This window comes from Nocardia sp. NPDC004718 (assembly GCF_053601535.1).
On sequence record NZ_JBSGCA010000005.1, the window covers coordinates 155,186 to 180,284 of the forward strand.

Genomic DNA, 25,099 nt, shown 5'->3' on the forward strand with positions numbered 1-25,099 from the left:
AATCGGTGTTCGCCGCGCGGTCGCGGACGGCGAAAATGCCGTGCGGGCAGGTACGCGGACGTGGGATGGTCGAGGCATGACCCTGCCGGGAATCACCATTCGGTCGGCCACCGCGGACGACGCGGCCGCGATCAGGACACTGGTGGAGACCTCGTTCGGCACCCGCTACGATCCGGCCGAGGTGGACCCGAATCCGCTGCTGTTCCCACCGGAGAACTCGATCGTCGCGGTCGAGGGTGGAGAGGTCGTCGGGCACACGCAGTCCACTACCATGACGGTGACCGTGCCCGGCGAGCGGACCGTGCGGGTGTGCGGCATCGCGGGCGTCGGCGTCGCACCGACGCACCGGCGGCGCGGCATCCTCCGCGCCATGTACACCGAACAGCATCGGCGCGTCGAGGCCGACGGCTTGCCTCTGACCATGTTCACCGCGAGCGAGGGCGGCATCTACGGCCGGTTCGGTTACGGTCCCGCCACACGGGAGAACGCGGTGAGCATCGAGCGGCGCTTCGCCGAATTCCTCGGCTCGGCACCCGACCCCGGCGGTGTGACGCTGCGCCCGCCGGGCGAGCTGCGCGCGGCGGCGGAGGCGATCTACGACCGGTGGCGCAGGCTGGTGCCCGGCGCACAGGTACGTCCTGCGGCGGCCTGGGACATCGTGTTCGATGATCCGCAACGCTACCGGGAGGGCGGCACCACCCTGTTCGGACTCCTGCACGCCGACGGCTACGCGCTGTATCGGTACCACTCGGACGGCAGGGCACGGACGGTGGAAGTCGCCGAGATGCGGACGGTCACGGCCGAGGCACACGCGGCCCTGTGGCGGGCCCTGCTCGGACTCGATCTGGTGCGACGGGTGGATGCCGTGCTCACCGACCACGACCCGCTGCCCTATCTGCTCACCGATCCCCGCCTGGTGCGCACCACCGCCCGCTACGACGGGCTGTGGCTGCGCCTGATGGACGTCCCGGCGGCACTGACAGCACGCGCTTACGCGAGCGACTTGGACGTGACGCTCGAGGTGGCCGATCCCTTCCGGAACGCGGGCGGCACGTTCGCACTGCGCGTGCGGAACGGAGCGGCCGAATGCGAGCCGACCGATCGCGCGGCGGATATCGAACTGGGCATCGACGTGCTCGGCAGCATGTATCTCGGCGCGTATCCCGCGCGAGTGTTCGCCGCGGCGAACCGGTTGCGGGCGAAAGACGCCGCGCAGCTGCGTGCCTTCGACGACGCCTTCCGCGCGGAGCGGGACGCGATGCTCGGTTGGTTCTTCTGACGACGCGCGGCGGGCCGCGGACTGGCATGCTGGTCTCATGAAGCCGATTCAGTTGATCCTCAACATCCTGTGGCTCGTCTTCGCTGGATTCTGGCTGGCGCTCGGCTACATCGCGGCGGGGATCATCTGCTTCATCCTGATCATCACGATTCCCTTCGGCATCGCGTCGTTCCGGATCGCCGCCTACGTGCTGTGGCCGTTCGGCCGGACCACCGTGGAGAAGCCCGGCGCGGGCGCGGGCTCGCTGATCGGCAACATCATCTGGTTCATCGTCGCGGGGTGGTGGCTCGCGCTCGGGCATCTGCTCACCAGCATTCCGCTGTTCCTCTCGATCATCGGCATTCCGTTCGGCTGGGCGAACCTGAAGTTCATACCGATCTCGCTGTTCCCCCTGGGGCGGGAGATCGTGGACAGCGATCGGCCGTTCGGCGCGCAATAGCGCCCGGTCCACCGCGGTTTCGACAGCCCGACGCCGCGGGAGAACAGCTGCGCCATGTCGCGACGACACTGTGATCCGCATCACAGTGTGTTAACGAAATCACACCTCCGTGCGAAGGTTAGCTAGAAGGTAACTGATTTATTTCCAGTGCCACAGCGTCCCGAGCGGGCGCCGAGCCGACCGCACGGGAGGGCTCCACCATGACCGACCGAACCGCCCGCCGGGCCGACTCGGACACCGCGCCACTCGCGCCGATCGCGGTGACTCTGGGAGTGCTGCTGCTGATCGGCGCGGCCACCCAGCTCACGCGCCTGCCCCGATGGGCCGACGACTACGGAGTTCTGGTCTATCCGGCCTTCGTCCTGTGCCTGACCATCGCGGGCGGCCTGCTCTGGTGGGGCGCCGGAATCATCCGGGCCAAGCGCTGATCCGAGCCTTCGGCGGCGTATGCGACGAACTCCGTTGCGGCCGTGGCGCTACTCGGATTCCGCGACGATCTGCTTCATGATCGCCACGGCGCGGGTGAGCACGACGAGTTGGTCCTCGGTGAGCGTCGACAGCTGCTCGGTCATCCATGCCTCGCGGGCGCTGGCTTCGTCGGCGATGAGCGCGCGCCCCGCCGGGGACAGCGAGACGATGATCTGACGGCCATCGGTCGGATGCGGATTGCGCTCGACGAGATCGAGATCGGTGAGCGAGGCGATGACGCGGGTCATCGACGGGGGCTGGACGCGTTCCTTGGCGGCGAGTGCCCCCGGAGTCATCGCGCCCTCGCGCGCCAGCGTGGCGAGCGCGGAGAGTTGAGTCAGCGAAATCTGCGAGTCGGCACGACGGCCGCGCAGGTGTCGCGTCAGTCGAACGACCGCCAGCGAGAGCTCACCAGCAAGGGCTCTGACATCCGATGGCGTTGTCACAGTGGCAAACGATACGGGACCGAGGGCGGCCGGTCGCGGCTTCCCGCCATGGTGCGGCCACCTCGTCTTCGCGCGGGCGGCGGACTCCTCCCGGCCGGGCCGATTAGGCTCGAGCCGTGACACAAAAAGTCCCGCAGCTTCCGCCGCGCCTGACCGACCCGCGCCCCGTGCTCGCGGTCGGCAGCGCGCTGTGGCTGATCGCCACCGTGGTGGTGTGGGCAGGCGGCGACCGGTGGGCGTCAGCCCGTCCGGTCTGCCTGATGGGCCTGGTGGTCGGACTGATCGGACTGGTCATCTATCTGGTTCAGCGCCGCGGCGCGCGGCGCGGGGACAAGGGCGCGCAGACGGGCTTGTAGCCCACCTGGTTACCTTCGGACCAGCTCGAATTCGTCGGTCGTGCCGGTGAGCGGGTAGAGCGCGCCGCCGGGATCCAGACGGGTGACGTAGTGCTGGAAGCGATAGCGTCCCGGCTCGGCGTCGAAAGGAATGTCCCAGGTGAACCGGGCAACCGATTCGGCGAGCCCGCGCTTGCTCCAGTGGTATTTCACCGCCCACTCGCCCTCGTTGGCCACCCGCACCCATTCGCCGGACGCATTCCTGCGCTGCACTTCCAGGAACGTCCCGTTACGCCGATTGTCGTGTTTCGGGTGGGCCGAGACGAATTCGGCCAGCACTTGGTCTCCGGGACCGTAGGACGGGTGCGGTTGCACGAGCACGTCACCGAAGTAGCGACCCGGCGCGGCCGCGTCCGGACCCGCGCCCGGCTGGAAGTTCGGTTGCAACTGGGACACATCGCGCGGGGCCGGGCCGCGCGGCACCGGGCCGCGGGCGGCGAATGCCGTGGCCAGACGGGTGAACTCCTGCTGATAGGCGCACAGCGTGTAGCGGCCGAACAACGTCGAAGCGCCCTCGTACTGCTGGGAGTCGTATTCCTCTGGCGTGGTGACGTATTCGTGATAGGCGTTCGCGTATCCCTGCATGAGCACCTGCTCCAGCGGAACGTTCAGCGCCGCGGCGACAGCCCGGCGAACGCGCAGGCCCGACGTGATGGTGAACTCGCCGCCCGCGGCGGCCAGATAGAGCTCGCCGATGCGAACGAGCTGGATCGGCACCACATTCGGCACCCAAGGCACCGGAGGCAGCAGGCCCAGCGGCACCGCGATCGCTTTCGGCGCCTGCGCGTCCGCCAGCCAGGCCGGCGCGGGCTGGGCCGGATCGCCGAGCGCCTCGAGAAACGGGTTGCGCACGCCCTCCGGGATCGGGCCGCCGGGCAGACCCGGGCCGTCCTCGACGCTGCCCGCGATCAGCGACACCCCCGCCGCAGCCGGCGCGGTGCGGCGCGGCATGCCGTCCGGCGTGAAGCGGCCGTCCACGGCGATGTCCGCCAGGTCGATGTAGCAGAGCGTCCCGTCGACCGGGCCGGAGATCGACCGGGCCTCGGCCACCGCTTCTTTCGACGCCGCGTACTGCCGCTCGCCGAGGATGCGGGTGTTCTCGAACTCGTCCTCGGTGGGACCGGAGCCTTGGCGCAGGTTCAGGTTCGGGGACATGTCACCGGCGTTGGTCTGCGCGAAGGCAGCGACGAACGCGGGCTTGCCGTCCAGGTAGCGCACGCCGTGCTCGATGTGCTCGGCGGAGAACGCGGCGTAGCCCTTGTTGTCCGAGCTGATCAACCGGTTCGCGTTGGTCATGGACGTGTTGTGCGTGGCGAACCAGGTGATGGTCCCGGCCGTTCGCCCGCCCTTGCGCAAGACGAGAGTGGTCACCGCGGGGTCTATGGCATCCGGGAAATGCTCTTTGTCCGCAGGCGGATTGAGTTCCCAAGCCACGCGCGACCGATTCACGCTCGCGTTGTGCAGCTCGGCCCGGCCGAGGGACAGCGAGCCGGGGCCGAGATCGGCGTGCGCGGCGGCGATCGCCTCGACGATCCCGTTCACCTCGGCGTCGTACACCTGCTGCTGGAAACCGAGGATGGACAGGTTGTAGGCGTAGTCGTTGCTGGAGCCGCCGCAGGTCGCGTGCGAATGGGTCGAGGTGAGCAGGACGTCCTGCTCGGTGTACAGGTCGCCGAAACGCCGGGCCAGTTCGGTCAGCACGCCGCGGTGCACGGACTGGAAGATCATTCCGTTCTCGGCGACCACGAAGACGATCCGCCGCCCCGCGCCGCCGATGATGAACGCCCGCGCCCGCGGGCGCAGGTGGATGCCCGCGGTCTGCTGCTCGAGCTGGGAATAGCCCATCATCCCGCATTCGGCGGCCGGGCCGGTGATGTCGGAGAGTCCGACACCGATCTCGTAACCGCCGGAATCCGGTGCGGCGGCCGCCGGAACGCCGAGCGCTTCGCTCATCCCGGGTACCGTCGCGGCCGCGAGCGTGGCGGACCCGATCGCCGTCCGAGTCAGAACAGTTCGGCGTGACACCGGCATACCCGTCTCCTTCTGTCCCGATGCAGCGAACCACACAACTGGTCACTCGTCCAGTCCAGATTTTTTCCACCCTTGAATTGACTGCACGAGCCGTGGGCGCTTAACTCCCTTGGGTGTCCTCCCGATTGAGCGTCGAAGAACGACGGGCCCACCTTATCGAGGCCGCGATCGGCCTTGCCGAGAAAAAGGGTGTTGCGGGCGTGACCACGCGTGATGTCGCTCAGGCGGCCGGCGTCTCGCTCGGTGTGGTGCATTACTGTTTCGAAAACAAGGACGCGCTGATGACCGAGCTGGTCAAAGCGTTGTCGATGGAATTGCGCGATTCCGTCGACGCGAACGAAACGGTTTGGCAGGACGTCGGAAGTGGAAAAGAAGCCCTTCAAAAATTGATCCGCGCGGGTCTGGAACTGATGTGGCTGAACATTGAAGCCACTCCGGAACGCCAGCTGCTCACTTACGAAACGACCACTTACGCGTTGCGCGAGGGCGAACAAACCCCGGCGAAACTCGCGATCGCGCGCGAGCAGTACAACTTCAACGACTCCACGGTCGCCGACATCCTGGAGCACGCGCGCGACGCGACCGGCAACACCTGGTCGGTCCCGGTGCAGACACTGAGCCGGTTCACGCTCAACGTCATCGACGGTGTGGTGCTGCGCTGGCTGGTGGACAACGACAGCGAGAGCGTGCGCGGGCAGCTCGATCTGCTGAGCGAGATGCTCACGGGGTACGCGGCGCAGTAGCCGAGCTCAGCCACCCGGCCGCGGCGCGCGGACGTGCACGGCCGAGCCGGTCTGCCACCAGGGCACCGCGACCGTGGCCTCGATCGCGCCGCTCAACCGCACCGCCAGGTCGTGGTGTACGACCAGCTCGCCCGCTTGCGGCGGCAAAGCGAACAGCTGCCGCAGCACGACTCCCAGCGGCTCCGCTGCCCAGGTCGTGCGACGGCCGACGCTCACCACCTCGCCGGTGACGGCCTCGGACACCAGCCGCAGATCGAGCAGAGCCGCCAGAGACGAGGCCGTTCCGGCATCGCCGACCACCAATCGATCCGGCGGCACCGCCAGGCCGAACCACGGTCGATCGAGGACGAACGCGTCTTCCGGATCGACCACGGCGCCGGTGAGCGCGCGCACGCGATCGGGTGGCCGCAGGTCGGCGAGGTCGAGCAGGCCGGCGGCGACAGCGGCGGCCAAGCGGGCATGAGTGCGGGAGACGACCTCCGGCGAGGGAGTTCTCGACGTGTCGGCTAGCGCCTCCAACAAAGCGGCGGCCAACTCGTCGGTGATCGTCGCGGGGTCCGCGAGAACCGCGCGACAAGCGTCCGGGTCGACACCGGCGACGGCGAACGCCGGTAACAGCCCGTCGAAGTCGGTGGCGGCGGGATGGCGCAGAAGTCCCAGCGGAGTGCCGTCGACCCGCGCGTATCGGCGCAACCACCACGCGGTGTAGCCGTCGGCGTCGGTGAGCAGGCGGCGGGTGCGCGGCGACCCGGCCAACTGCCGCAACGCTTCCGGCCAGGCGGCGTCATCGATCAGGTCCAGGTCACGGACGGCGACCAGCTCGGGCGGATCGTCGGGCAGCGTGGACCACCAGTGCTCCTCGTCGTCCAGATCGTGGTCCGGACCGGTCGGATCGGCTTCGACGATCAGACCGAAATCCCAGCCGACGCCGACGGCGCGCAGCGCGTCCGCGCCGTAGCGTTCGACCAGTTCGGGGTCGACGGTGCCGAACGGCGCATCGGGCACCAGGAGCTCGCGCAGCGGCGCGCCGGGCAGCAGCAGTTCGTCGGCGGGCCGCGATTCACCTTCGGTATCGGGCAATTCGAGCAGCCCCAGCCAGGAAGGCAGGGCCTCCCGGTCGGCATGCGCGGCGAGACGCAGGATGGCATCGGCGGTGTCGGGGTCGCCCGGATGGTCCTCCAGATCGGCGCGCAAGCCCGGGTCGGTCAGGAGATCCTCGGCGGTGGCCGACCGCGCGCCGAGCCGAGCCAGCAGGGGGTGCGCGGCCTCCGGGTGCGCGAGCCTGGCCCAGTGCAGCGGGATCGCGACCTCGAGCTGATCGTCCAGCACCACGGTGCGCGGCCCCGTGACGAGTCTGCCGTCGGCCAGCGGCACCGCCAGCGCGCCCAACTCCTCCGCCGCGAGCGGATCCACCACGAACGGTTCGAGCGCGGCGTAGAACGATCGCCACCAACGCGGCGGCCGCTCCAAGCCCCCGGACAACTCTGCCAGCCGAGCCAATCCGAGCCGGTGCACGTCCAGCGCGCCCATGGCCTCGGTGTGCGACCGCCCGGAGAGGTCCGGGATCACCAGGGGACCGACCACTTCATCGAGCAGGTCGGCCAATTCCGCGGTCAGACCGGCTAAGACGTAGGCGCGGGTGGGGACGGCGATATTCCGCGCTTCGATGTCGGCGATGGTGCCCGATTCCCGACCCAGCGGTTCGTCGTCCGCGCCGGGAAAGGCGGGAGAGCCCGCCCCGAGGTGGTCCGCGGTCAAGGGCTCGGGGTCGCCTAGGCCTTCCGGGTAGGCGTGCCGGTGGGTGGCGACTACGGGCAGCCAAGGACGCGTCTGCAATTCGCGCAGCAGCGCTTCGCGCAGCAGACCATCGGCCTCGCTGCGAGCGAACCCGGGCGTGGGTACCAGCACGAGCCGGTCGCGTGGCAAAAGCGCACGAGCGAAATCCGCGTAGCCGCGAGCCAGTTCGGCGAGCCGCGCGCCGGGCAGCAATCTGCGCCGATCCGGCTGCATCGGGATGTCGGCGATGAGCAAGGCGGGCAGGGACAGTTCCTCGTCCGATCTGGTCGGCGCCCGCAGCACATCGGGGGCGGCGGCCACCGGCCTGCCGTCACGCACCGGCAGCAACCAGCGGGCACGCGGCGCGCGGTACTGCCACCAGGTGCGCTGTTCGCTGCCGGGACCGTCGACATAGACCTCGTGCATACCGTCGCCCATGTCCTCGGCACTGCTGACGAATTCGGCCGTGCCGATCCGAATGCGATGCAGGGCGGGCAGTTCCAGCAGCAGATCGACGGCTTCGGCGCGCATCGCGGCCAGCAGTGCGTCGGCGTCCACGTCCGCGCGCAGCCGCAGCACCACCTCGGTGTCGAGACCGTCCGCCGGTCGCGCCTCGATCGGCCAGGCCAACCGCAGCACCGGTGGGGCGAATTCGCCGACATCGACGGCGGGTAAACGGATCTCGTTGCGGTGCAGAGCGTTCCGGGTCTCGGCACGCGAGAACCACAGCGACCCGGAGACCGACCGCAGCTCGATGTCGTCGCTCACCGCGAGCACCGCGGTGAAACCGACACCGAATCGACCGACGGTCCCGCCGTCGGACTTCCCCGACGCGCGCAAGGCGGTGAGCGCGTGCACGCCGGAGACGTCCAGCGGCGCACCGGTATTCCCGATGTGCAGGTCACGACCGTCCAGCCAGACCACGACGGCGCCGTCCACGCCCGCCTTGCGCGCGGCGTCGGCGGCATTCTGCGCCAACTCGGTCAGCAAGCGATCCCGGTAGCCCGCGCGCACCAGGTCGTTCTCGGTAGCGGCGTCCTCACGCAACCGCGTCGGCGAATCACGCCATGCGGCGAGCACCGCCGCTCGCAGCGCCGAAGTGCCGAACGGGTCGGCGGCGTCGGTCAGTTCCGCGGCGATGACTGGAACTCCGGCCGTGCCTCGGAACCCGGAGCGTCGGCGATACCCGACTCGGATCGCGCGTCGGCGTCACCGGCGGCCGGCGTAGCGGTGGATTCCGGTGCGCCAGGCGTGTCCGCCTGGGACGACGGGGCGGGCTCGTGCGCCTGCGACACGGCGTCGGAAGCCTCGGCCACATCCGGATCGGCTGCGATGGATCGCACCGGGGTCGACTCGGCGGCGTCCGTCGTCGCGTCACTCGATCCGGCTGCTTCGCTCGACTCGACAGCGTCCGGTTCGGTCGCGCGTGCGTCGACGGCGTTCGGATCGTCAGTACCCGGCGACGCATCACCGCTCGTTACCTCGGGTGAACGCGATCCCGTCGTGCCCGCTTCGGCCGACTCGGACTCCGCCGCACCGGCCGCGCGATCGGTCGCCACCGCGGGACGCGGGGCGGCATCGGCGTCTTCCGTATCGACCGGTGCGGCATCCGAACCGCTTTCACCGGCGTCCGCCGCTTCATCCGTTCCGAGAGCCGGACCGGTGGCCGCGTTGTCCGTCGCCACATTCGGCTCATCCGCGACCGTCCCGGCAACCGCGTCGGCAGAGGCGGGCTCGTGGCCGGTCGGTGCTTCGGCGGCAACGTCCGCGCTCGGCGCTGCACGCACGGCGGGCGGGATGCTCGATTCGGTGAACGCGGCCGCGGGGTCGATTTCGCCGACCTCGGCGGCGCTGACCTCGACGAACTCGGCCACATCGCGGTGCGTAGCCGCCGTGCTGCCCGCGGGTTGGGCGGTCGCGCCCGAATCCTCGACGGGGGTGCTTTCACCTTCGACAGCCGTGAGTTCTTCCGCGATGCCGGAATGCTCGCCGACGGCGGCGTTCGCGGCAGCGTCGTCTTGGGCGAAGGCCGCGTCTTGGGCGACGACTGGGTTCTCGGCCACCGCAGCGTTCTCGGCGACCTCTTCGTGCCCGATCGCCGCGGCTTCCTCGACCACCGCGGCGCGCTCACCGAGTGCGGCGTCCTCGCGGAACGCGGGATCGCCGGTCGTGGCGGTGGTCTCGGACCGGTCCTCCGGCGCGATGGCAGCTTCCCCGGAAACCGCAGGAGCCTGCACGTCCACAGCATTCTCGACGACCGCGGCATCCTCGCCAGTCGAGACGTCTCCAGCAGGCGCAGCGGCATCCTCGCCCACGGCTGCGCCTTCGGCGACTCCCTGGTCGGCGGCCATCGCGACATTCTCGGCGGCCGCACCGTGCGGACCGATGTCCTCGGTTGCCGGCGCTTCGCCGGCGTCCCGCGGGGCCACGCGAGAGTCGGCGGTTTCGAGCGAGATCACCTCTATGGCCGCGTCGTCATACGCCTCGAACAGCGGCGACCCGTTACCGGCTGGAACCTCGGTATCCGAGTGCGCGCCGCAGCCGTAGGCGACGTGGACAACGCGCCCGTCCGCGCCCATGGCGTTGCCGCAGACACCGAACGCGGCGCCAAGCGACCCGGCGAGTGGCAGATAGAAGCCGCAGGTCCCGCAGGTGGCGGGCGCGGCCTTGGCCATCTCCGAGTCGGGTCCGTGTTCGGTGTACCACCGCTCGGCGGCCTCTTCGCGGCCTTCCCTGCTCATCACCTTGGTACGGCCCAGACCGACCTCGTAGGCCACCTCGTCCACCACCGGATCGCCGGTCGCGACGTAGCCCGGCACCAGGCGCGGGTCGTCGGCGGGCGGGGCGAGCAGGTCACCGGGCGCGAGATCCCCTGGGCGGACGCGCTGCTCCCAGGGCACGAACTCGGGCGCGACCAAGGCATCGGGCCCGGGCAGCAACGCGGACTCGCTCACCGTCGCGTGGTCGGCGTCGGGCGGGGCGGCCACCACGACCGCCCACTGCCACCCGCGGTAACCGGGGAGCGTGGCCTCGAATCGGTGGGTCGCCGCACTCTCGTCCTCGGCGATCACGCCGAGGTGTGCGCCGACGGCCGACGGTTCCAACTCCAGGAGCGCACGGCGGGCCAAATCGACGGCATCGGCCAGAATCGGCCGCACGCCGGACTCCGAAACAGAAACTGCGCTCACGGCCTACATTTTGCCGTATGGAACGCAATCGGCGTGCGTTGGCCATCAGTGTGCTGGTCGGTCTGCTCATCGTGGGTGGATGCGGCGGCGTAGCGGACCAGGCTCCCAGCATGAACATCGAGGTGATCGCCACCCGGCCGCACGATACGAAGGCGTTCACCCAGGGCCTGGAGGTCGACGGCGACGTGCTCTACGAGAGCACCGGGCTGGTCGGCGCGTCCGGCGTGCGCGCGTCCCGGCTGACGACCGGGGAGGAGTTGGCCAGGACCGAGTTGCCCGCCCCGTACTTCGGCGAGGGCATCACCCTCGCCGGCGCCACACTCTGGCAGCTGACCTGGCACGACGGCGTGGCCATCGCCCGTGACCCGGCGACGCTCGCCGAACGCGGCCGGGTGAGCTACGACGGCGAAGGCTGGGGTCTGTGCGCCGGAAACGGGCGTCTGGTGATGAGCGACGGCACCGACCGCCTCACCTTCCGTGATCCGGTCACCTTCGCCCCTACCGGCTCGATCGAGCTGGACAGTCACCACGGCGCACGCCTCAACGAGCTCGAATGCGCGGCGGACGGGTCCGTCTACGCCAACGACTGGCCCACCGACACGATCCTGCGCATCGACCCGGACTCCGGCGCCGTGCTGGCGACCGCCGACGCCGCCGGTCTGCTCCCCGCGACCGCACGGGCAGGCGCCGACGCCCTCAACGGCATCGCCCAACTGCCCGGCACCGACCGGTTCCTGATCACGGGCAAGAACTGGCCGACCATGTTCGAGGTCCGCTTCGCCCCCGCCTGAGTGCGATCGCGGGTCGCGACGACGATCACTTTCCGCCGCCACCCCGGAGCGCGCGTGAACGCCCTGCCCGAGAGTGCGCCAGAATTGGAGTCGTGACTACTCCCCGCGAACCTTCCGGTCCCGACCGTGATCGGCGGGAAGGCGAGGAGGTTCCGCCGTTCGATCGGCATCCCGGTTTCGACCGATATCCGCCACCCAACGGGCCGCGGCGCCGCAGGCCACTACCACCGCTCGGACCGCGATCCGGACGCGCCGCTGAGCGTCATGACCAGCCGGGACCGCCGCCGAGCCCCCGACGCGACCCGCCACGGCCCGCGCAGCCTCCGCCCACCAAGCCGCTCCCGGTCGGGACCGACGCCGAGCAGCCTAAGGCCTCCGACCGCGCGGCTCGGCACGTCTTCCCGCACCGTCCGGAGCCGCCCCGGTACAGCGAAACACCGGCGCCCGCCGAACGCGACTATCCCGAGACCGCCGCGCAGGATCAGGTCCAGCAACCCGAGAGCCCCGATGCCGCCGGCGCGCGGCGGATGCCCCGCAAACTCACGGTCACCCGCGTGGCCGCCATGCGCGGCAGGCAACTCACCGAGAAAGGCATCGCGACCTTCCAGCGCGCGGCCAAGGCCGACGGCGCGGACAAGTCCGGCCTCACGGCGCTCACCTACGCCACCATGGCGAACTTCGCCCTGGACGCCGCCATCGCGGTGGCACTGGCCAACACCTTGTTCTTCGCCAGCGCCACCGCGGAGAGCAAGACGAAAGTCGCGCTGTACCTGCTGATCACGATCGCGCCGTTCGCGGTGATCGCCCCGCTGATCGGACCGCTGCTCGATCGCCTGCAGCGCGGTCGCCGCCTCGCGCTGGCGACGTCGTTCGCGGTGCGCGCGGTGGTCGCGGTGGCGCTGGTCTTCCAGTTCGACACCTGGGCGCTGTATCCGCTCGCGCTGTGCATGATGATCGGCAGCAAATCGTTCTCCGTGCTCAAGAGCGCGGTCACGCCCCGGGTGCTGCCGCCGGACATAGATCTGGTCCGCACCAACTCCCGCCTCACGGTGTTCGGGCTGGTCGGCGGCACGATGGGCGCCGGAGCGCTGGCCGGGTCGGCCGCGGCGATCGCGGGCTCCAACGGCGCACTGGTCTTCGCGGCGCTGATCGCTTGCGGGGGGACGTATCTGAGTCTGCGCATCCCCTCCTGGGTGGAGGTGACCGAGGGCGAGGTGCCCGCGACGTTGAGCTATCACGGCGCCGACGCGCGCACCGAGGTGCTCTCCTCCGACGCGGAGTCGTCGATCCCGCCGCGCAAGCGCAGGCAACCGCTCGGCCGCGCCGTGGTGACCGGGCTCTGGGGCAACAGCGCCATTCGTGTCCTGACCGGGTTCCTCACCTTCTACGTCGCGTTCGTCGCCAAAGCGACAGAACACCGGCCCGCGCAGCAGGCCCTCATGCTCGGTGCGGTCGGCGCGGCCGCGGCCATCGGCAATTTCGCGGGCAATGCGACGGGCGCCCGGCTGAAACTCGGCAAGCCCTCGCTGGTCGTGCTCGGCTGCACGGCGGCGTGCGCGCTGGTGGCGCTGTTCGCGACGTTCGCCGACAACCTCCTCGGCGCGGCGACCGCGGCCCTGGTGGCAGCGGGGACGAGCGCGCTGGCCAAGGTGTCGCTGGACGCCTCGATCCAGGACGACCTGCCGCCGGAGTCGATCGCCTCCGGCTTCGGGCGGTCGGAGACCGTGCTGCAACTGAGCTGGGTCGTCGGCGGTGCGGCCGGTGTGCTGCTGCCGACCGACTACTGGAAGGGCTTCGCGGTGGTCACCGTGATACTCGTCCTTGGCTTGGTGCAGACTTTCCTCAGCTTCCGAGGCCACTCGCTACTGCCCGGCCTCGGCGGCAACCGTCCCCAGCACGCGGAGCAAGAGGTGCCGACGACCCGGCCGCACGGATATCCGGCGAGCGCGCCTCGGGCGGAGGACCCGGCGCCGCGCGGCGGTGACGCCGAACGCTTTCGACGAGGGCAAGGAGACCCGACCTGGTGAGCAAGCTCAACGCACGCACGATCGCCGCGCTGGCCGCGGCCGCACTGCTCGTGCTCACCGTCGCCTTCGTGGGCGTGCTCGCGGTGCTGGTCCACGACGCCGAGAAGCCCGACGTCACCCTCACCGCCTACGCACACGGCAAGACGGTCACCGTGCGGCCGTTCAGCTACTGCTCGGTGACCATGCAGGACTGCAGCATCCTGCCCGAGGACAATGTCCCCGGCACGGTGTTCACGACGCTGAATTGCGGGCCCGACACGCCGGATTGCCACCGTGGCCGCACCGTCGACCTGGAAGTGCCCGCCGGTTACCCACTGCAACTGTCGCTTCCGAAGAAGGTCGCCGACGCGCCTTGGCTCGCACAACTGGTCTACCTCTTGCCGAACGGCGAGAAAGTCGACCAGGTGATCAGCCGCAACGACTACCCGGACCGGGCCTTCGCCCTGACCATCGATTCGAAACCGGAGCCGGACCTGCGCCTCATCGGCGTCGAGTTCCAGCTGCCGATCCTCGCCCGCGACGAGACGGGCCGGGAGTTCTACGTGCCGCACGCCACCTGGTCGATCAGCACGGCGTAGCGAATCTCGGACGCAACGCCTTTCGCGGACCCTGCGGGCGCCGGTGCTCGTCCGAGCACACGGGCGTCTGCGCGGTCGGTGGCCGGGCACGCCTCGGCGCTCCGAGAGCGTCCTACCGCAATGTAATTCGGCCCTACGACCGCCCGGATCGAGCGAGATCGAGCGGAATCAGTGGTCCAGTTCGCGCGCCACCGCGCGGACGACCTCCGAGATGCGCTGCGCCGTCTTGCGATCCGGGTACTTGCCCTTACGCAGGTCCGGCTGCACCTTCGCCTCGAGCAACGTGATCATGTCCTCGACCATGCCGTGCAGCTCGTCCGGCGTGTGCCTGCGCGCGGCAGGCTCCTTGCGCGCGTTGCGTTCCTGGCCCTGCCGGACCGACGGCGGCGCCTCGAGCAGCTTGAGGCTCAGCGCCTGGGGGCCGCGACGGCCTGCGGCCATGCCGAATTCGACGCGCTGGCCGGGCTTCAGGCCCTCGACGCCCTGGGGCAGCGCGGACGAGCGCACGTAGACGTCCTCACCCTCGTCCTGGGAAAGGAAGCCGAAGCCCTTTTCGACGTCGTACCACTTCACCCTGCCGGTCGGCACTGCGCTCACCCGTTCATCATCGAAAACTCGGACCCCTACGGCCCGAGCACATCCGTCTACCGAGCCGGTCGCGCGACCGGCCCCGTTTCCTGTGCGAAAAGAACGCGCCCAGCAGGATTGCAGGACGCGATTGCTATCGAGTCTACCCCGGTGCGAATAACGCAAGCACATCAGTTTTACCGTCGAACCGTGACGAACCCTTCCGCTCCGACCCCGCCCAGCGGCGCCCCACGGCGGCGCGGCGACTGGTTGCTGCAACTCGCGCTCTCCGTGTTCGCGCTGGGGTTGCTGGCTATCATCGCGATTTTCGCGATCCCCTTGCTGACCGACGGCGAGCCGGGGCTGTGGCTCTACTTCGGGGCGATGCTCGCGCCGCTGGGGTTCGTGCTCGCGCTCGTCTTCGCGCTGCGCTCGGGCCGCCGGTCGCGCTGAAGCGGATCACCCCCGATCCGACACCCAACCGGTTACCCGATGCGATCGTTACCCACTCCAGTGTGTGATCCTCGTCACATTACGAGTAGATCACGAAGCGGTGACGACCGGCAGCGGGTGCGACCGCGGCGTCTCTAGCTGCACGAAGCCTTCTTCCCGGTCCGATATCGCGTCGAGACCCGTTGGTACACGCCGGTTACCAAATAGTGATTTTTCCCGCGGTTCGTCGTACGGTCTTATCCAGCCGGGGCACCCCCGGCGACCACCGGCCCGCCGCACCGAGCCTCGCCCCGCGGGTACCGGTTCCCCCGACGGAAACGTAGGGGCGAGGGCGGAACGGACGACCTCTCAGTCCGAACCAGAACCGAAGATGTCGCAGGTGCGTCGAGAGGAAGACGAACCCGATATGAGTGGACGCCATCGCAAGCCAAGCTCGACCGGACGCACGGTAGCCAAGGTTGCCGTGACCGGGGCCATCATCGGCACCGCCGGTGTGGCCTTCGCAGGCAACGCCAGCGCGGCACCCGACTCCGACTGGGATCGACTCGCTCAGTGCGAGGCCGGCGGCAACTGGGGCATCAACACCGGCAACGGTTTCCAAGGCGGGCTGCAGTTCTCGCCCAGCACGTGGCGCGCTCACGGCGGTCAGGAATACGCCGCCAGCGCCAACCAGGCCAGCCGTGAACAGCAGATCGCGGTCGCCGAGAAGGTGCTCGCCTCGCAGGGTTGGGGCGCTTGGCCCTCCTGCTCCTCGAAGCTGGGCCTGAGCAGCGCGCCGAGCCCGCGCTCCGCGCCCGCCACCGCCGAGACCCCGCGCTGGAACCCCGCGCCGCAGCTCGCTCAGTCCGCGCCTGCCGCGCCTGCCGACACGCAGCAGATCTTCTCGGCCGTCGACCGCGCTCTCGAGGTCGTGCAGAGCCAGGGCGTCCAGGTGCCCAAGGAAGCTCTCGACTTCTTCAACGCCGCCAAGTCCAGCGGAGTCACCCTCGACCCCGCGATCGTGAACTTCTACGAGGCGAACAAGGGTCTGCTCCCCTCCTGACCCGAAGGCTTCAGCAAGAAGGGCCCCGCATCAACGTGGATGCGGGGCCCTTCTCCGTAGCCGAGAACGTTCCGGTCGCGCGCTCAGCGGTTGATCACCGTGTTCGGGTGCATGTAAGGCAACTGCTCAGCCGGGACCGGGAACTTGGTGTCCTCGCCGTAGGGCGAGAGACCACCGGATCGGGCCGAAGAGAGCTCGGTGACCGCCTGGTCACCGTCGGCGACCTTCGGCCAGCCGTTGTCGACGTAGGATTTCTTAGATTTGTTCACCACGGCCCCATGCTAGCCCGGCCGCTTTCCTCGGATGCGCCGCAGCCCGTAGCTCCGGACGTCGGCGGGCGATCGCCCAGCATCGTAGGCTGGATCGGATGACCGCGACCGACTCCCTTGCCGGATGGCTCGGTGCCCGCAGTGATGCCCAGCTCGTGACGCTGCTGCAGCTTCGGCCCGACCTGGCCGTCCCGCTGCCCTCCGCCATCGCCGTGCTCGCCGCCCGCGTCGAACAGCGCGCGTCGGTGCTGCGCGCCACGGAGGACTTGAACACCCTCGAATTCGCCATCGTGGAAACCCTTGCGATGCACGGGGTGACGCGCACCGACGGTGGCCCGCTGCGCCGCGCCGAGTTGCATGTGCAATTGAGCGAACGGGTGCCGGCCGCCGCGATCGATGAGGCGCTGGAGCGGCTGACCGCTCGCGCGCTGGTCTGGATCGACGCCGAGCAGGGACTACACCTGATTCCGGCGGCCGCCGAGGCATTGCCGTGGCCGATCGGCACCGCGACCGAGATCCCCGACGCGCTCACCGAACCCGAGGTGGTCGCGGCGCTGCCCGAGCTGCCGCCCGCCGAACGGTCCCTGCTGGACAAGTTGGCCGCGACAGGGCCTCGTGGCCGCACCAAGGACGCCGCACCGGGCACTCCGGCCGACCGGCCGATCCAGCGGCTGCTGGCGCGCAGGCTGCTGCACTGGATCGATGCCGAGACCGTCGAACTCCCGGTCACCGTCGGCCAGGTGCTGCGACGGGAACCGGTCACCCACCCGCATGCCCTGACGCCGCCGCGACCGGAGCCGGCGAAATACCCGCCCGCCGATGTGAACGCGGTCGCGGCGGGCGAGGTCGGCGAGCTGCTGCGGCACTGCGCGGCCGTGCTCGAGGTGCTCGGCCAGGCCCCGGCTCCCGCGTTGCGCGCGGGCGGCCTGGGCGTGCGCGAGCTGCGCCGCATCGCCAAGCAGGCCGGTGTCGACGAGCCGAGGGCGGGTTTGCTGGTCGAGCTGCTGGCGGCCGCCAAATTGATCGAGAAGGGTTTGCCGGACCCGCCACCTGACTTCGAGACGACCGACGACTTCTGGGCGCCGACGCCACTGGTGGACGCCTGGCTGGAAGCGCCGCCCGCCCGGCGCTGGGCCGCCCTCGGACTCACCTGGCTCGAATTGGATCGGATGCCGTGGATGATCGGCATGCGCGACGCCAACGACAAGCCGCTGGCCGCGCTGTCGCTGGAACTGCGCACCCCGACCGCGCCGCGCGACCGGCACGCGATCCTCGCCCTGCTGGCGGAATATCCGTCCGGCACCGCGCTGGCCCCAACGGAGATCGGCCGGGTACTGGCCTGGCGGCAGCCACGCAGGCGCAGGAATTTCCGGCCGGAGGTGGTCGAACAGACGCTGGCCGAAGCGGCGGCGCTCGGGTTGATCGGCCGCGGCGCGCTCGGCTCGGCGGCGCGGGCGCTGCTGCACGCGGCGCCCACCAGCGTGGCCGACGCCGAGGCGGAGATGGAGGCGGCGCTGCCGAAGCCGGTGGACCACGTGCTGGTGCAAGCGGATCTCACGGTGATCGCACCCGGCCCGTTGACCACCGACCTTCAGCGTCGCGTCGCCCTCGTCGCCGACGTCGAATCCGCGGGCGCCGCAACGGTATACCGGATCGGAGAGTCCTCGGTGCGGCGCGCGCTGGACGCCGGGCTGACGGCGGCGGAGCTGCACGCGCTGTTCGCCGCGCATTCCCGGACGCCGATCCCGCAGGCACTGACCTATCTGATCGATGACGTGGCCCGGCGTCACGGCCAGTTGCGCGCGGGTATGGCCCAGTCGTTCATCCGCAGTGACGACCCGGCGCTACTGGCCCAAGTGCTGTCCGCGCCGGTGGCGAGCGCGCTGGCGCTGCGATCCATCGCCCCGACCGTCGCCATCGCCCAAGCGCCGCTGGGCGAACTGCTCGAACAGCTGCGCGCGGCCGGTTTCGCGCCCGCGGGTGAGGACTCGAGCGGCGCGATCGTCGATCTGCGGCCGCGGGGCGCGCGGATCTCGGTGCGGCCCGTCGCGCGGCAGCCGTATCGGCCGACACCGCCCAGCACCGAACAACTCGAACTGCTCGTCACGGAATTGCGCGCGGGCGAACGCGCCGCCAGTGCCCGGTCCGGTCAAGCGGTACGCACGGATGGCACGCGGACCAATACCGCCGCCACCCTCGCCCTGCTGCAGCTCGCGGCCAGGGTGCGGCGGTCGGTGAACATCGGCTACGTCGACGCCCAAGGCGTCGCCTCCCAACGGGTGGTGGAGCCGTTGAAGGTGGGCAACGGGCAGCTGGACGCGCTGGACCCGGTCACCGGCGCGGTCCGGCACTTCACGCTGCACCGGATCGCGTCGGTTGCCCTGCTGGAATGATCAGCCCTTGGGCTTGGCGGTGCAGAAGGTGACCTTCGGGTCCGTTTCGATGAGGCGGAAGCCGTCGGCGTCCTGGTCGCACAATAATTCGTCGGCCTTGCCGTCGATCCGCTTCAGCACCTTGAAGGTGGCGTCCGAGGCAGCGCAGTCGACGTGCTTGTATCCGGTCGTGCTGCTCTCGTTGTAGCAGCTGCCTACCTTGAAGTTCGGGGCCAGGCACAGGAAGGCGGTGGTACCGCCGGCCAGGGTCTCCTCGTAGGAGGTGTAGTCGGCGGCGCAGTCGGTCTTCTTGTCGTAGGACTGCGCGACCTTGTACACGGCTTTGTCCGACGAGCAGTCGACCGGTTCGGTCTTGGAGTCGACCGCCGAGCCCTCGATGACGTTGATGCAGTCGCCGGCCTTGGCCTTGGCGGTGTCCGACTTGCCCGCGTCCTCGATCAACGAACAGCCGGCCACCGTGACCACCACCGCGGCCACCGCGACGAGGGCGAGCACGATCCGTGCCAGCAACCTCGTTCCTGGAAACTTCACCTGAAAACCTCTCTCACCGAAACGTTCACGTGCTCGTGAACGCGGTGAGGATACCCGCACGACCTGAGCGGCCGCATCAGCCCGCCGGGCGACCTGGAAGGAGGCGTCCTAGATGCTGTGCGTGCCGTACAGCCCCATGAGCGCGTAACCGAGGATGCTGGGGAGCAGACGGCCGAGCAAGAAGAACGCAGAGTAATTCACTAGCAACGCCTTTCGCGTATTCCATGCAACTGGACTCTTGTCCGGTATGCGGAGTGTGTCGTCGCCCGAGACCTGGTCGTTACGCTTGGGCAGTATGACGGTCGAGGACGTCGCACGCGACCTGTACGGGTTGGCGCCCGCGGAGTTCGTCGCGGCGCGCGCCGACCGGGCGGCCGCCGCGAAGCAGTCGGGTGACAAGCAACTGGCGGCCGCCATCGGCAAGCTGCGTAAACCCACCCTGACCGCGTGGGCGGCGAACCTGCTGTCCAGGGCGGCGCCCGAGGACGTGGCCGCCCTGCTGCGGCTGGCCGCCGCGCTGGCCGCCGCGCAGCGAAAACTTTCGGCCGAACAACTGCGCGACCTGACCGCGCAGCGCCAGCAACTGGTCAACGCCCTCGCCAAGAAGGCGGGAGCGCTCGCCGCCGAACACGGGCATCCGGTCGGCGAGAACGTCGTCCGGGAGATCGGCCAGACCTTGACCGCCGCACTCGCCGATCGGGACGTGGCCGATCGGCTGCGCGCCGGAACACTCGCTACGGCCGCGAGCTACGAAGGCTTCGGACCGAGTGGACCGGGTCTGCTCGCGGTGCCCGAACCGGCCACGCGGCCCGGACGAGCGGCCGTGCGGCAGCCCGACGACAGCGCGCGCCGAGAACTGCGGGAGGCCGAGGAGGCGCTCGAAACCGCCCGCGCCGAGGAGGATTCGGCCGGGGCCGCGTTCGAAGAAGCGACCGGAGAACTGTCCTCGGCCGAGGAACGCGTCGCCGCGCTGCGCGACGAGCTCGAGCACGCCGAACAGCAGCGGCAGTTCCGCAAGTCGGCCGAGCGGTCGGCGAAGAACGACTTGCACGCGGCGCGCCGTCAGGTGGAGCGAGCCGAACGCAGGCTGGCGAAGGCCCGGCAGCGCGCCGGGGACGATTGACGGGTCAGCTGCGCAGGACGCCCGGAAACAGGTACTCCTCCGGCGGCGGCGCGGTGGTGTTCAGCCACGCGTGGAAGAACCCGGTCAGGTCCATGGGCGAGCGTGACTGCACGAAAGCGCGGAATTCCGGCATCGAGGCGTTGCCGTAGGCATGCGCGGCGAGGAAGTCCCGAACAGCCGCGAAGAACACCTCGTCGCCGATCTGCCTGCGCAGCGCGTGCAGGAACAGCGGGCCGCGGTAGTAGACGGAGGTGAACTCCTTTCCCACGCCGGGGTCCTCCAGCGGGATGTTCCAGTACTTATCACTGTCGCGGTACTTGCGGATGGTCTCGCGGTACTGGTCGTCGACGTTCTTGCCGTCCATCCGCTCCGGCCACAGGTAGTCGGCGGTATAGCTGGCGAAGCATTCGTTCAGGCAGATGTCCGACCACCGGCGTATCGACACCCAGTCGCCCCACCACTGGTGCGTGATCTCGTGCACGACAGTCTGCAGATCGATCGACGGCGCGTAGAGCGGGCGGGTCTGGGTCTCCAGCGAGAACGTGATGCCCGCGTCCACGTGTATGCCGCCTGCGGCCTCGAACGGGTAAGGGCCGTAGATCTTTTCGGCGAAGTCGAGGATCTCCGGCACGCGCTTTTCCAACTCGCGCTGGTCCTGCTCCACATTCGGGGCGAACGCGCTGATCAGAGGAATGCCGTTGGCTCTGCGCTGCTCGAGGTAGTCGAACTTGTCGATCGCGACCGTGGTCAGATAGCCGACCACCGGCTTGGCGTTGAACCAGCGGACCGTCCGCTTGTCGCCGCGCACCACGTCCTCGATGCGCACGCCGTTGGAAATCACCTCCCACTCCGCGGGAACGGTGGCGTTCAGGCTGAACGTGGCCTTGTCCAGCGGTGTGTCGTTGAGCGGGTACCAAGTCGTCGCCGAGTGCGGCTCACCGGCGACGAACGCGCCGCCGCTGGGTGCGAAGGTCCATCCCTCCCCTTCGGCGTTCACTGCGGGGCCCGCGTAGTCGACCGCGACGGTGAACGGCAGGCCTGGCAGCAGCGGCAACGTCGGCGTGACGGTCAACTCGTGCTCGCCGTTGCGGTCGAAGTCGGCGGGCAGCCCGTTCACCGTCACCTCGCGCACATCGGGCCCCGCGTAATCGAGGTTGAACACGCGCAGGGCCTGGGTGGCGTGCGCGGTGATCGTGGTGGTGCCCGCCAGTTTCCGGCTGGGCGGGTCGTAGTCGATGCCGACGTCGTAGTGCTGGACGTCGTAGCCGCCGTTGCCGTCGAGCGGATAGTACGGATCGCCCAGGCCCGGCGCGCCGACCAGTGGGTCCGGGGGCGGCTCCGCGTGCGCGGGCACCTGAGACACCGCGGCGAATACACACGCGACCGCCGCGCACATCCGGCCGGACAACCACATACGAACAACCACCCCTTTCCACCCCGCCTCGCGCCGGTACCGACGCACCGACTTCGCTGGATGGTAGCGGCTTCAGTCGCCGCTTCCGGTCAGCGCCACCGACGCGCCGACACCGAAGATCATCACCCCGCCCGCGCCGCCGACCGCCTCCAGCCTGCGCGGCGACTTGGCGAACCAGGACCTCGCCGAGGCGGCCAGCAGTGCCCACGCGCTGTCGGAGACCAGCGCGATGGCCAGGAAGACCGTGCCGAGCAGCAGGAACTGCCACGACAGCGACCCGGAGGACGGGTCGGCGAAGTGCGGCAGCACCGCGGAGAAGAAGACGATCGCCTTGGGATTGGTGAGCCCGACGACGGCGCTCTGCCGCAGCACGCGCGTGTTCGGGGCCGGTTCGACCGCGGCGCCCAGCGCCTCGCGCAATGCCGAACGCCGGCGGATAGCTTGGATTCCGAGATACATCAGATACAGCGCACCCGCGAACTTGACCACGGTGAGCGCCAGCGCCGACGCGGTCAGTAAGGCGCCGAGCCCGATCGCGACCAGGACCAGGGCCGCGTAGACGCCCATGGCGTGCCCGAGCACCGACAGCAGGGCCGCGCGCCGGCCGAGCGTCAGCGCGCGACCGACCGTGAAGAGTACGCCGGGACCGGGCACGACGATGATGACGACCGCGGCGGCGACGAATGCCAGCAGATTGGACGCTGGAACCATCCTTCGAGTCTAGGCGAGGGCGCAACCGATAAGCCCTGCCGACACAGCCGGATTCAGGAACCGAGTTCGCCCGGTAGCTGGTGCGGATCGAGCAGCAGGCGTTTCGTGGTGGTGCGCCGCACCTTCTCCGCGAGCGCGAGATTGTCGGTGAGCAGCCGCCACTCGGTCTCGCTGATCGCGGCGCGGGCGCGGGCGATGACCGAGTCGTCGGTCGTGCCCCAAGCGATCGGCATGGCGCTCACCGACTGCCAGCGCTGACCCACCTGGCGCGGCGCGCGGTCGGTGCGCACCGCGACCGACGGCACGCGTTCTCCGGCCCTGGCCTGGTGACCGGGCAGGTCGCGGACCTTCCGGGTCACCAAGGCGTAGCGCGGATCGCGGGTATCGGGCGCGGAAACGTCGACCAAAGCGAGCAGCACGACACCCGACGGACGCGCCTCCGAGACCACCGCGGGTACCAGCTCACCGTCCGCGTAGAGCTTGTCGATGCTGGAATGCCACGGTGTCCACAGCGCCACCCACAGCGCCGTCACCGTGCCGAGCGCGAAGGCGACCGCGAGCAGATACGCCCACGGATGGTCCAGCCAGATCAGCAACGCCGTGCCCGCCGCCGCGACCACCGTGGCGGCGATCGCCAGCAGACGCAGGCGGCGAAGGTCGGCGAAGACTTCGTTCACCGCGTGGGCGTGCTCGCGGTCCACCGCGAATTCGAAGTGTCGCACGCCCTCATTCCTAGCACAGTTTGTGGAGGGGATGCCTCCGCTTATCCGATGGCGGGTCCGAGCAAGTCGTCGGCATCCGTGATGCGATAGGCGTACCCCTGTTCGGCGAGGAAACGCTGACGATGCGCGGCGTATTCGGCGTCCAGGGTGTCGCGCGCGACGACCGAGTAGAAATGCGCCTGTCCGCCATCGTGTTTCGGACGCAAGAGCCGCCCGAGACGTTGCGCCTCCTCCTGTCGCGAGCCGAAGGTACCCGAAACCTGGACGGCCACGGACGCTTCCGGCAGATCGATGGAGAAGTTCGCCACTTTGCTCACCACGAGCACCGGAATCTCGCCGCGCCGGAACGCGTCGAAGAGCTCCTCCCGCTCCTTGGTCTTCGTCGACCCCTGGATCACGGGCGCGTCGAGTGCCACCCCGAGTTCGTCCAGTTGGTCCAGGTACGCGCCGATGACCAGGCTCGGCGCATCCTGGTGCCGAGCCAGGATCGACTCGACCACGGCGATCTTGGTGTGTGCGGTGGAGCACAGCTTGTAGCGCTCCTCCGGCTCGGCGGTCGCGTAGGCCATCCGCTCGGCGTCGGTCAGCGTGACCCTGACCTCGATGCAGTCGGCCGGAGCGATCCAGCCCTGAGCCTCGATGTCCTTCCACGGCGCGTCGTAGCGCTTCGGGCCGATCAGCGAGAACACGTCGCCCTCGCGGCCGTCCTCGCGCACCAGGGTCGCCGTCAGGCCGAGCCTGCGGCGGGACTGGAGATCCGCGGTCATCCGGAAGACCGGGGCGGGCAGCAGGTGCACCTCGTCGTAGATGACCAGCCCCCAGTCGCGGCTGTCGAACAGTTCCAGGTGCTTGTACTCGCCCTTGGTGCGCCGGGTGATCACCTGGTAGGTGGCGATGGTGACCGGGCGGATCTCCTTGCGCTCACCGGAGTACTCGCCGATCTCGTCCTCGGTGAGCGAGGTGCGGGCGAGCAGTTCACGCCGCCACTGCCTGCCCGCCACCGTGTTGGTGACCAGGATCAGCGTGGTGGCCTTCGCCTTGGCCATCGCCGCGGCGCCGACCATCGTCTTGCCCGCGCCGCAGGGCAGCACCACCACCCCGGAGCCGCCCGCCCAGAACGAGTCGGCGGCCATCTGCTGGTAATCGCGCAGATGCCAGCCGTCGGTCGCGTAGTCGAGGTCGATCGGGTGCGCCTCGCCGTCGACGTAACCCGCGAGGTCCTCGGCGGGCCAGCCGATCTTCAGCAGCGTCTGCTTGATCCGGCCGCGCTCGGACGGGTGCACCACCACCGTGTCGTCATCGATGCGCGCGCCGAGCATGGGCGCGATCTTCTTGTGCCGGAGCACCTCCTCCAGCACCGCGCGATCCAGGCTGACCAGCGTCAACCCGTGCGCTGGATGCTTCACCAGCTGCAACCTGCCGTAGCGGGCCATGGTGTCCACCACGTCGACCAGCAGCGGCTGCGGCACCGCGTACCGGGAGAAGCTGACCAGCGCGTCCACCACCTGTTCGGCGTCGTGCCCGGCCGCGCGCGCGTTCCACAGCGCCAGCGGGGTCACCCGATAGGTGTGCACGTGCTCGGGCGCCCGCTCCAGCTCGGCGAACGGCGCGATCGCCTGCCGCGCGGCATCGGCCAACTCGTGGTCGACCTCCAGCAGCAGTGTTTTGTCACTCTGCACGATCAGCGGACCGTCGTTCACAGTCCCTCCTCAG

Annotated in this window: 22 protein-coding genes and 1 pseudogene; 12 read left to right on the forward strand and 11 right to left on the reverse strand. The window is 69.6% G+C overall.

What is annotated here, in order from left to right:
- The first annotated feature begins 76 nt into the window (after window positions 1-76).
- The 3 genes from ACWEH3_RS06155 to ACWEH3_RS06165 all read left to right on the forward strand — a co-directional run bounded on the left by ACWEH3_RS06155 (window position 77) and on the right by ACWEH3_RS06165 (window position 2,146).
- The gene (locus ACWEH3_RS06155) at window positions 77-1,279 is read left to right on the forward strand and encodes a GNAT family N-acetyltransferase (protein ID WP_450022337.1); all 1,203 of its coding nucleotides are present in this window, start codon (window positions 77-79) and stop codon (window positions 1,277-1,279) included.
- A gap of 37 nt (window positions 1,280-1,316) precedes the next feature.
- A complete protein-coding gene (locus tag ACWEH3_RS06160; RefSeq protein WP_355074951.1) occupies window positions 1,317-1,718 on the forward strand; it encodes a YccF domain-containing protein in 402 nt (133 codons plus the stop codon).
- 200 nt (window positions 1,719-1,918) lie between these two features.
- Entirely contained in the window at window positions 1,919-2,146 is a 228-nt protein-coding gene (locus ACWEH3_RS06165) for a hypothetical protein (RefSeq protein ID WP_450022335.1), read from the forward strand.
- 48 nt (window positions 2,147-2,194) lie between these two features.
- On the opposite strand, the gene ACWEH3_RS06170 is transcribed toward ACWEH3_RS06165, so the two are convergent.
- The gene (locus ACWEH3_RS06170) at window positions 2,195-2,632 is read right to left on the reverse strand and encodes a MarR family winged helix-turn-helix transcriptional regulator (protein ID WP_355074955.1); all 438 of its coding nucleotides are present in this window, start codon (window positions 2,630-2,632) and stop codon (window positions 2,195-2,197) included.
- A gap of 116 nt (window positions 2,633-2,748) precedes the next feature.
- Here ACWEH3_RS06170 and ACWEH3_RS06175 point away from each other — a divergent pair, with 116 nt between their 5' ends.
- Entirely contained in the window at window positions 2,749-2,988 is a 240-nt protein-coding gene (locus tag ACWEH3_RS06175) for a DUF2530 domain-containing protein (RefSeq protein WP_379250503.1), read from the forward strand.
- Between the two features lie 9 nt (window positions 2,989-2,997).
- On the opposite strand, the gene ACWEH3_RS06180 is transcribed toward ACWEH3_RS06175, so the two are convergent.
- Window positions 2,998-5,058, reverse strand: a complete 2,061-nt coding sequence (locus ACWEH3_RS06180) for a neutral/alkaline ceramidase (RefSeq protein WP_450022332.1) — start codon at window positions 5,056-5,058, stop codon at window positions 2,998-3,000.
- Window positions 5,059-5,183: 125 nt separating this feature from the next.
- On the opposite strand from ACWEH3_RS06180, the gene ACWEH3_RS06185 reads away from it, so the two are divergent.
- On the forward strand, window positions 5,184-5,801 hold the full coding sequence (locus ACWEH3_RS06185) for a TetR/AcrR family transcriptional regulator (protein ID WP_228829715.1): 618 nt from the start codon (window positions 5,184-5,186) through the stop codon (window positions 5,799-5,801).
- Between the two features lie 6 nt (window positions 5,802-5,807).
- On the opposite strand, the gene ACWEH3_RS06190 is transcribed toward ACWEH3_RS06185, so the two are convergent.
- Both ACWEH3_RS06190 and ACWEH3_RS06195 read right to left on the reverse strand, forming a co-directional pair.
- On the reverse strand, window positions 5,808-8,657 hold the full coding sequence (locus ACWEH3_RS06190; RefSeq protein ID WP_450022329.1) for a sacsin N-terminal ATP-binding-like domain-containing protein: 2,850 nt from the start codon (window positions 8,655-8,657) through the stop codon (window positions 5,808-5,810).
- A gap of 1,375 nt (window positions 8,658-10,032) precedes the next feature.
- Window positions 10,033-10,765 (reverse strand): annotated as a pseudogene (locus ACWEH3_RS06195) (DUF3027 domain-containing protein); the annotation flags it as partial.
- Between the two features lie 17 nt (window positions 10,766-10,782).
- Between ACWEH3_RS06195 and ACWEH3_RS06200 the strand changes: the two are divergent.
- The 3 genes from ACWEH3_RS06200 (at window position 10,783) to ACWEH3_RS06210 (ending at window position 14,161) form a co-directional block, all read left to right on the forward strand.
- Window positions 10,783-11,556: a glutaminyl-peptide cyclotransferase gene (locus ACWEH3_RS06200; RefSeq protein ID WP_450022327.1), complete on the forward strand. Its 774-nt coding sequence runs from the start codon at window positions 10,783-10,785 to the stop codon at window positions 11,554-11,556.
- A gap of 92 nt (window positions 11,557-11,648) precedes the next feature.
- Complete coding sequence (locus tag ACWEH3_RS06205) at window positions 11,649-13,583, forward strand: MFS transporter (RefSeq protein ID WP_450022325.1); 1,935 nt, start codon at window positions 11,649-11,651, stop codon at window positions 13,581-13,583.
- Window positions 13,580-14,161, forward strand: a complete 582-nt coding sequence (locus ACWEH3_RS06210; protein ID WP_450022323.1) for a DUF2771 domain-containing protein — start codon at window positions 13,580-13,582, stop codon at window positions 14,159-14,161. The genes ACWEH3_RS06205 and ACWEH3_RS06210 overlap by 4 nt, the downstream gene beginning before the upstream one ends.
- A gap of 168 nt (window positions 14,162-14,329) precedes the next feature.
- Here the strand turns inward: ACWEH3_RS06210 and ACWEH3_RS06215 are convergent, their stop codons facing one another.
- Window positions 14,330-14,749, reverse strand: coding sequence for a cold-shock protein (locus tag ACWEH3_RS06215; RefSeq protein ID WP_039795090.1), 420 nt, complete (start codon window positions 14,747-14,749; stop codon window positions 14,330-14,332).
- A 189-nt stretch (window positions 14,750-14,938) separates the two neighbouring features.
- Here ACWEH3_RS06215 and ACWEH3_RS06220 point away from each other — a divergent pair, with 189 nt between their 5' ends.
- Together ACWEH3_RS06220 and ACWEH3_RS06225 are read left to right on the forward strand one after the other, a co-directional pair.
- On the forward strand, window positions 14,939-15,181 hold the full coding sequence (locus tag ACWEH3_RS06220) for a hypothetical protein (RefSeq protein ID WP_450022321.1): 243 nt from the start codon (window positions 14,939-14,941) through the stop codon (window positions 15,179-15,181).
- A gap of 406 nt (window positions 15,182-15,587) precedes the next feature.
- A complete protein-coding gene (locus ACWEH3_RS06225; RefSeq protein WP_355074971.1) occupies window positions 15,588-16,223 on the forward strand; it encodes a resuscitation-promoting factor Rpf1 domain-containing protein in 636 nt (211 codons plus the stop codon).
- A gap of 83 nt (window positions 16,224-16,306) precedes the next feature.
- On the opposite strand, the gene ACWEH3_RS06230 is transcribed toward ACWEH3_RS06225, so the two are convergent.
- Window positions 16,307-16,495 carry a hypothetical protein gene (locus tag ACWEH3_RS06230; RefSeq protein ID WP_450022319.1) on the reverse strand — a complete coding sequence of 63 codons (189 nt, stop codon included), beginning with the start codon at window positions 16,493-16,495 and terminating at the stop codon, window positions 16,307-16,309.
- 95 nt (window positions 16,496-16,590) lie between these two features.
- Between ACWEH3_RS06230 and ACWEH3_RS06235 the strand changes: the two genes are divergently transcribed.
- Window positions 16,591-18,885: a helicase-associated domain-containing protein gene (locus ACWEH3_RS06235; RefSeq protein ID WP_450022317.1), complete on the forward strand. Its 2,295-nt coding sequence runs from the start codon at window positions 16,591-16,593 to the stop codon at window positions 18,883-18,885.
- On the opposite strand, the gene ACWEH3_RS06240 is transcribed toward ACWEH3_RS06235, so the two are convergent.
- Window positions 18,886-19,416, reverse strand: coding sequence for an LppU/SCO3897 family protein (locus ACWEH3_RS06240; RefSeq protein ID WP_450022315.1), 531 nt, complete (start codon window positions 19,414-19,416; stop codon window positions 18,886-18,888).
- Between the two features lie 295 nt (window positions 19,417-19,711).
- On the opposite strand from ACWEH3_RS06240, the gene ACWEH3_RS06245 reads away from it, so the two are divergent.
- Window positions 19,712-20,539, forward strand: coding sequence for a hypothetical protein (locus ACWEH3_RS06245; protein WP_450022314.1), 828 nt, complete (start codon window positions 19,712-19,714; stop codon window positions 20,537-20,539).
- Between the two features lie 4 nt (window positions 20,540-20,543).
- Here the strand turns inward: ACWEH3_RS06245 and ACWEH3_RS06250 are convergent, their stop codons facing one another.
- The 4 genes from ACWEH3_RS06250 to ACWEH3_RS06265 are packed head-to-tail and all read right to left on the reverse strand — an operon-like array spanning window position 20,544 to window position 25,086.
- Complete coding sequence (locus ACWEH3_RS06250) at window positions 20,544-21,965, reverse strand: M1 family metallopeptidase (RefSeq protein ID WP_450022312.1); 1,422 nt, start codon at window positions 21,963-21,965, stop codon at window positions 20,544-20,546.
- A 60-nt stretch (window positions 21,966-22,025) separates the two neighbouring features.
- Window positions 22,026-22,664, reverse strand: coding sequence for a LysE family translocator (locus tag ACWEH3_RS06255; protein ID WP_450022310.1), 639 nt, complete (start codon window positions 22,662-22,664; stop codon window positions 22,026-22,028).
- 53 nt (window positions 22,665-22,717) lie between these two features.
- Complete coding sequence (locus ACWEH3_RS06260) at window positions 22,718-23,386, reverse strand: DUF3239 domain-containing protein (protein WP_450022308.1); 669 nt, start codon at window positions 23,384-23,386, stop codon at window positions 22,718-22,720.
- 41 nt (window positions 23,387-23,427) lie between these two features.
- Entirely contained in the window at window positions 23,428-25,086 is a 1,659-nt protein-coding gene (locus ACWEH3_RS06265; RefSeq protein WP_450022306.1) for a DNA repair helicase XPB, read from the reverse strand.
- Between the last annotated feature and the right edge of the window lie 13 nt (window positions 25,087-25,099).

What these genes read in the sequence shown, in the direction of transcription:
- ACWEH3_RS06180 (WP_450022332.1), bottom strand. Translation starts at nt 5,058, where the DNA reads ATGCCGGTGTCACGCCGAACTGTTCTGACTCGGACGGCGATCGGGTCC.
- ACWEH3_RS06165 (WP_450022335.1), top strand. Translation starts at nt 1,919, where the DNA reads ATGACCGACCGAACCGCCCGCCGGGCCGACTCGGACACCGCGCCACTC.
- ACWEH3_RS06235 (WP_450022317.1), top strand. Translation starts at nt 16,591, where the DNA reads ATGACCGCGACCGACTCCCTTGCCGGATGGCTCGGTGCCCGCAGTGAT.
- ACWEH3_RS06245 (WP_450022314.1), top strand. Translation starts at nt 19,712, where the DNA reads ATGACGGTCGAGGACGTCGCACGCGACCTGTACGGGTTGGCGCCCGCG.
- ACWEH3_RS06155 (WP_450022337.1), top strand. Translation starts at nt 77, where the DNA reads ATGACCCTGCCGGGAATCACCATTCGGTCGGCCACCGCGGACGACGCG.
- ACWEH3_RS06200 (WP_450022327.1), top strand. Translation starts at nt 10,783, where the DNA reads ATGGAACGCAATCGGCGTGCGTTGGCCATCAGTGTGCTGGTCGGTCTG.
- ACWEH3_RS06160 (WP_355074951.1), top strand. Translation starts at nt 1,317, where the DNA reads ATGAAGCCGATTCAGTTGATCCTCAACATCCTGTGGCTCGTCTTCGCT.
- ACWEH3_RS06255 (WP_450022310.1), bottom strand. Translation starts at nt 22,664, where the DNA reads ATGGTTCCAGCGTCCAATCTGCTGGCATTCGTCGCCGCCGCGGTCGTC.
- ACWEH3_RS06225 (WP_355074971.1), top strand. Translation starts at nt 15,588, where the DNA reads ATGAGTGGACGCCATCGCAAGCCAAGCTCGACCGGACGCACGGTAGCC.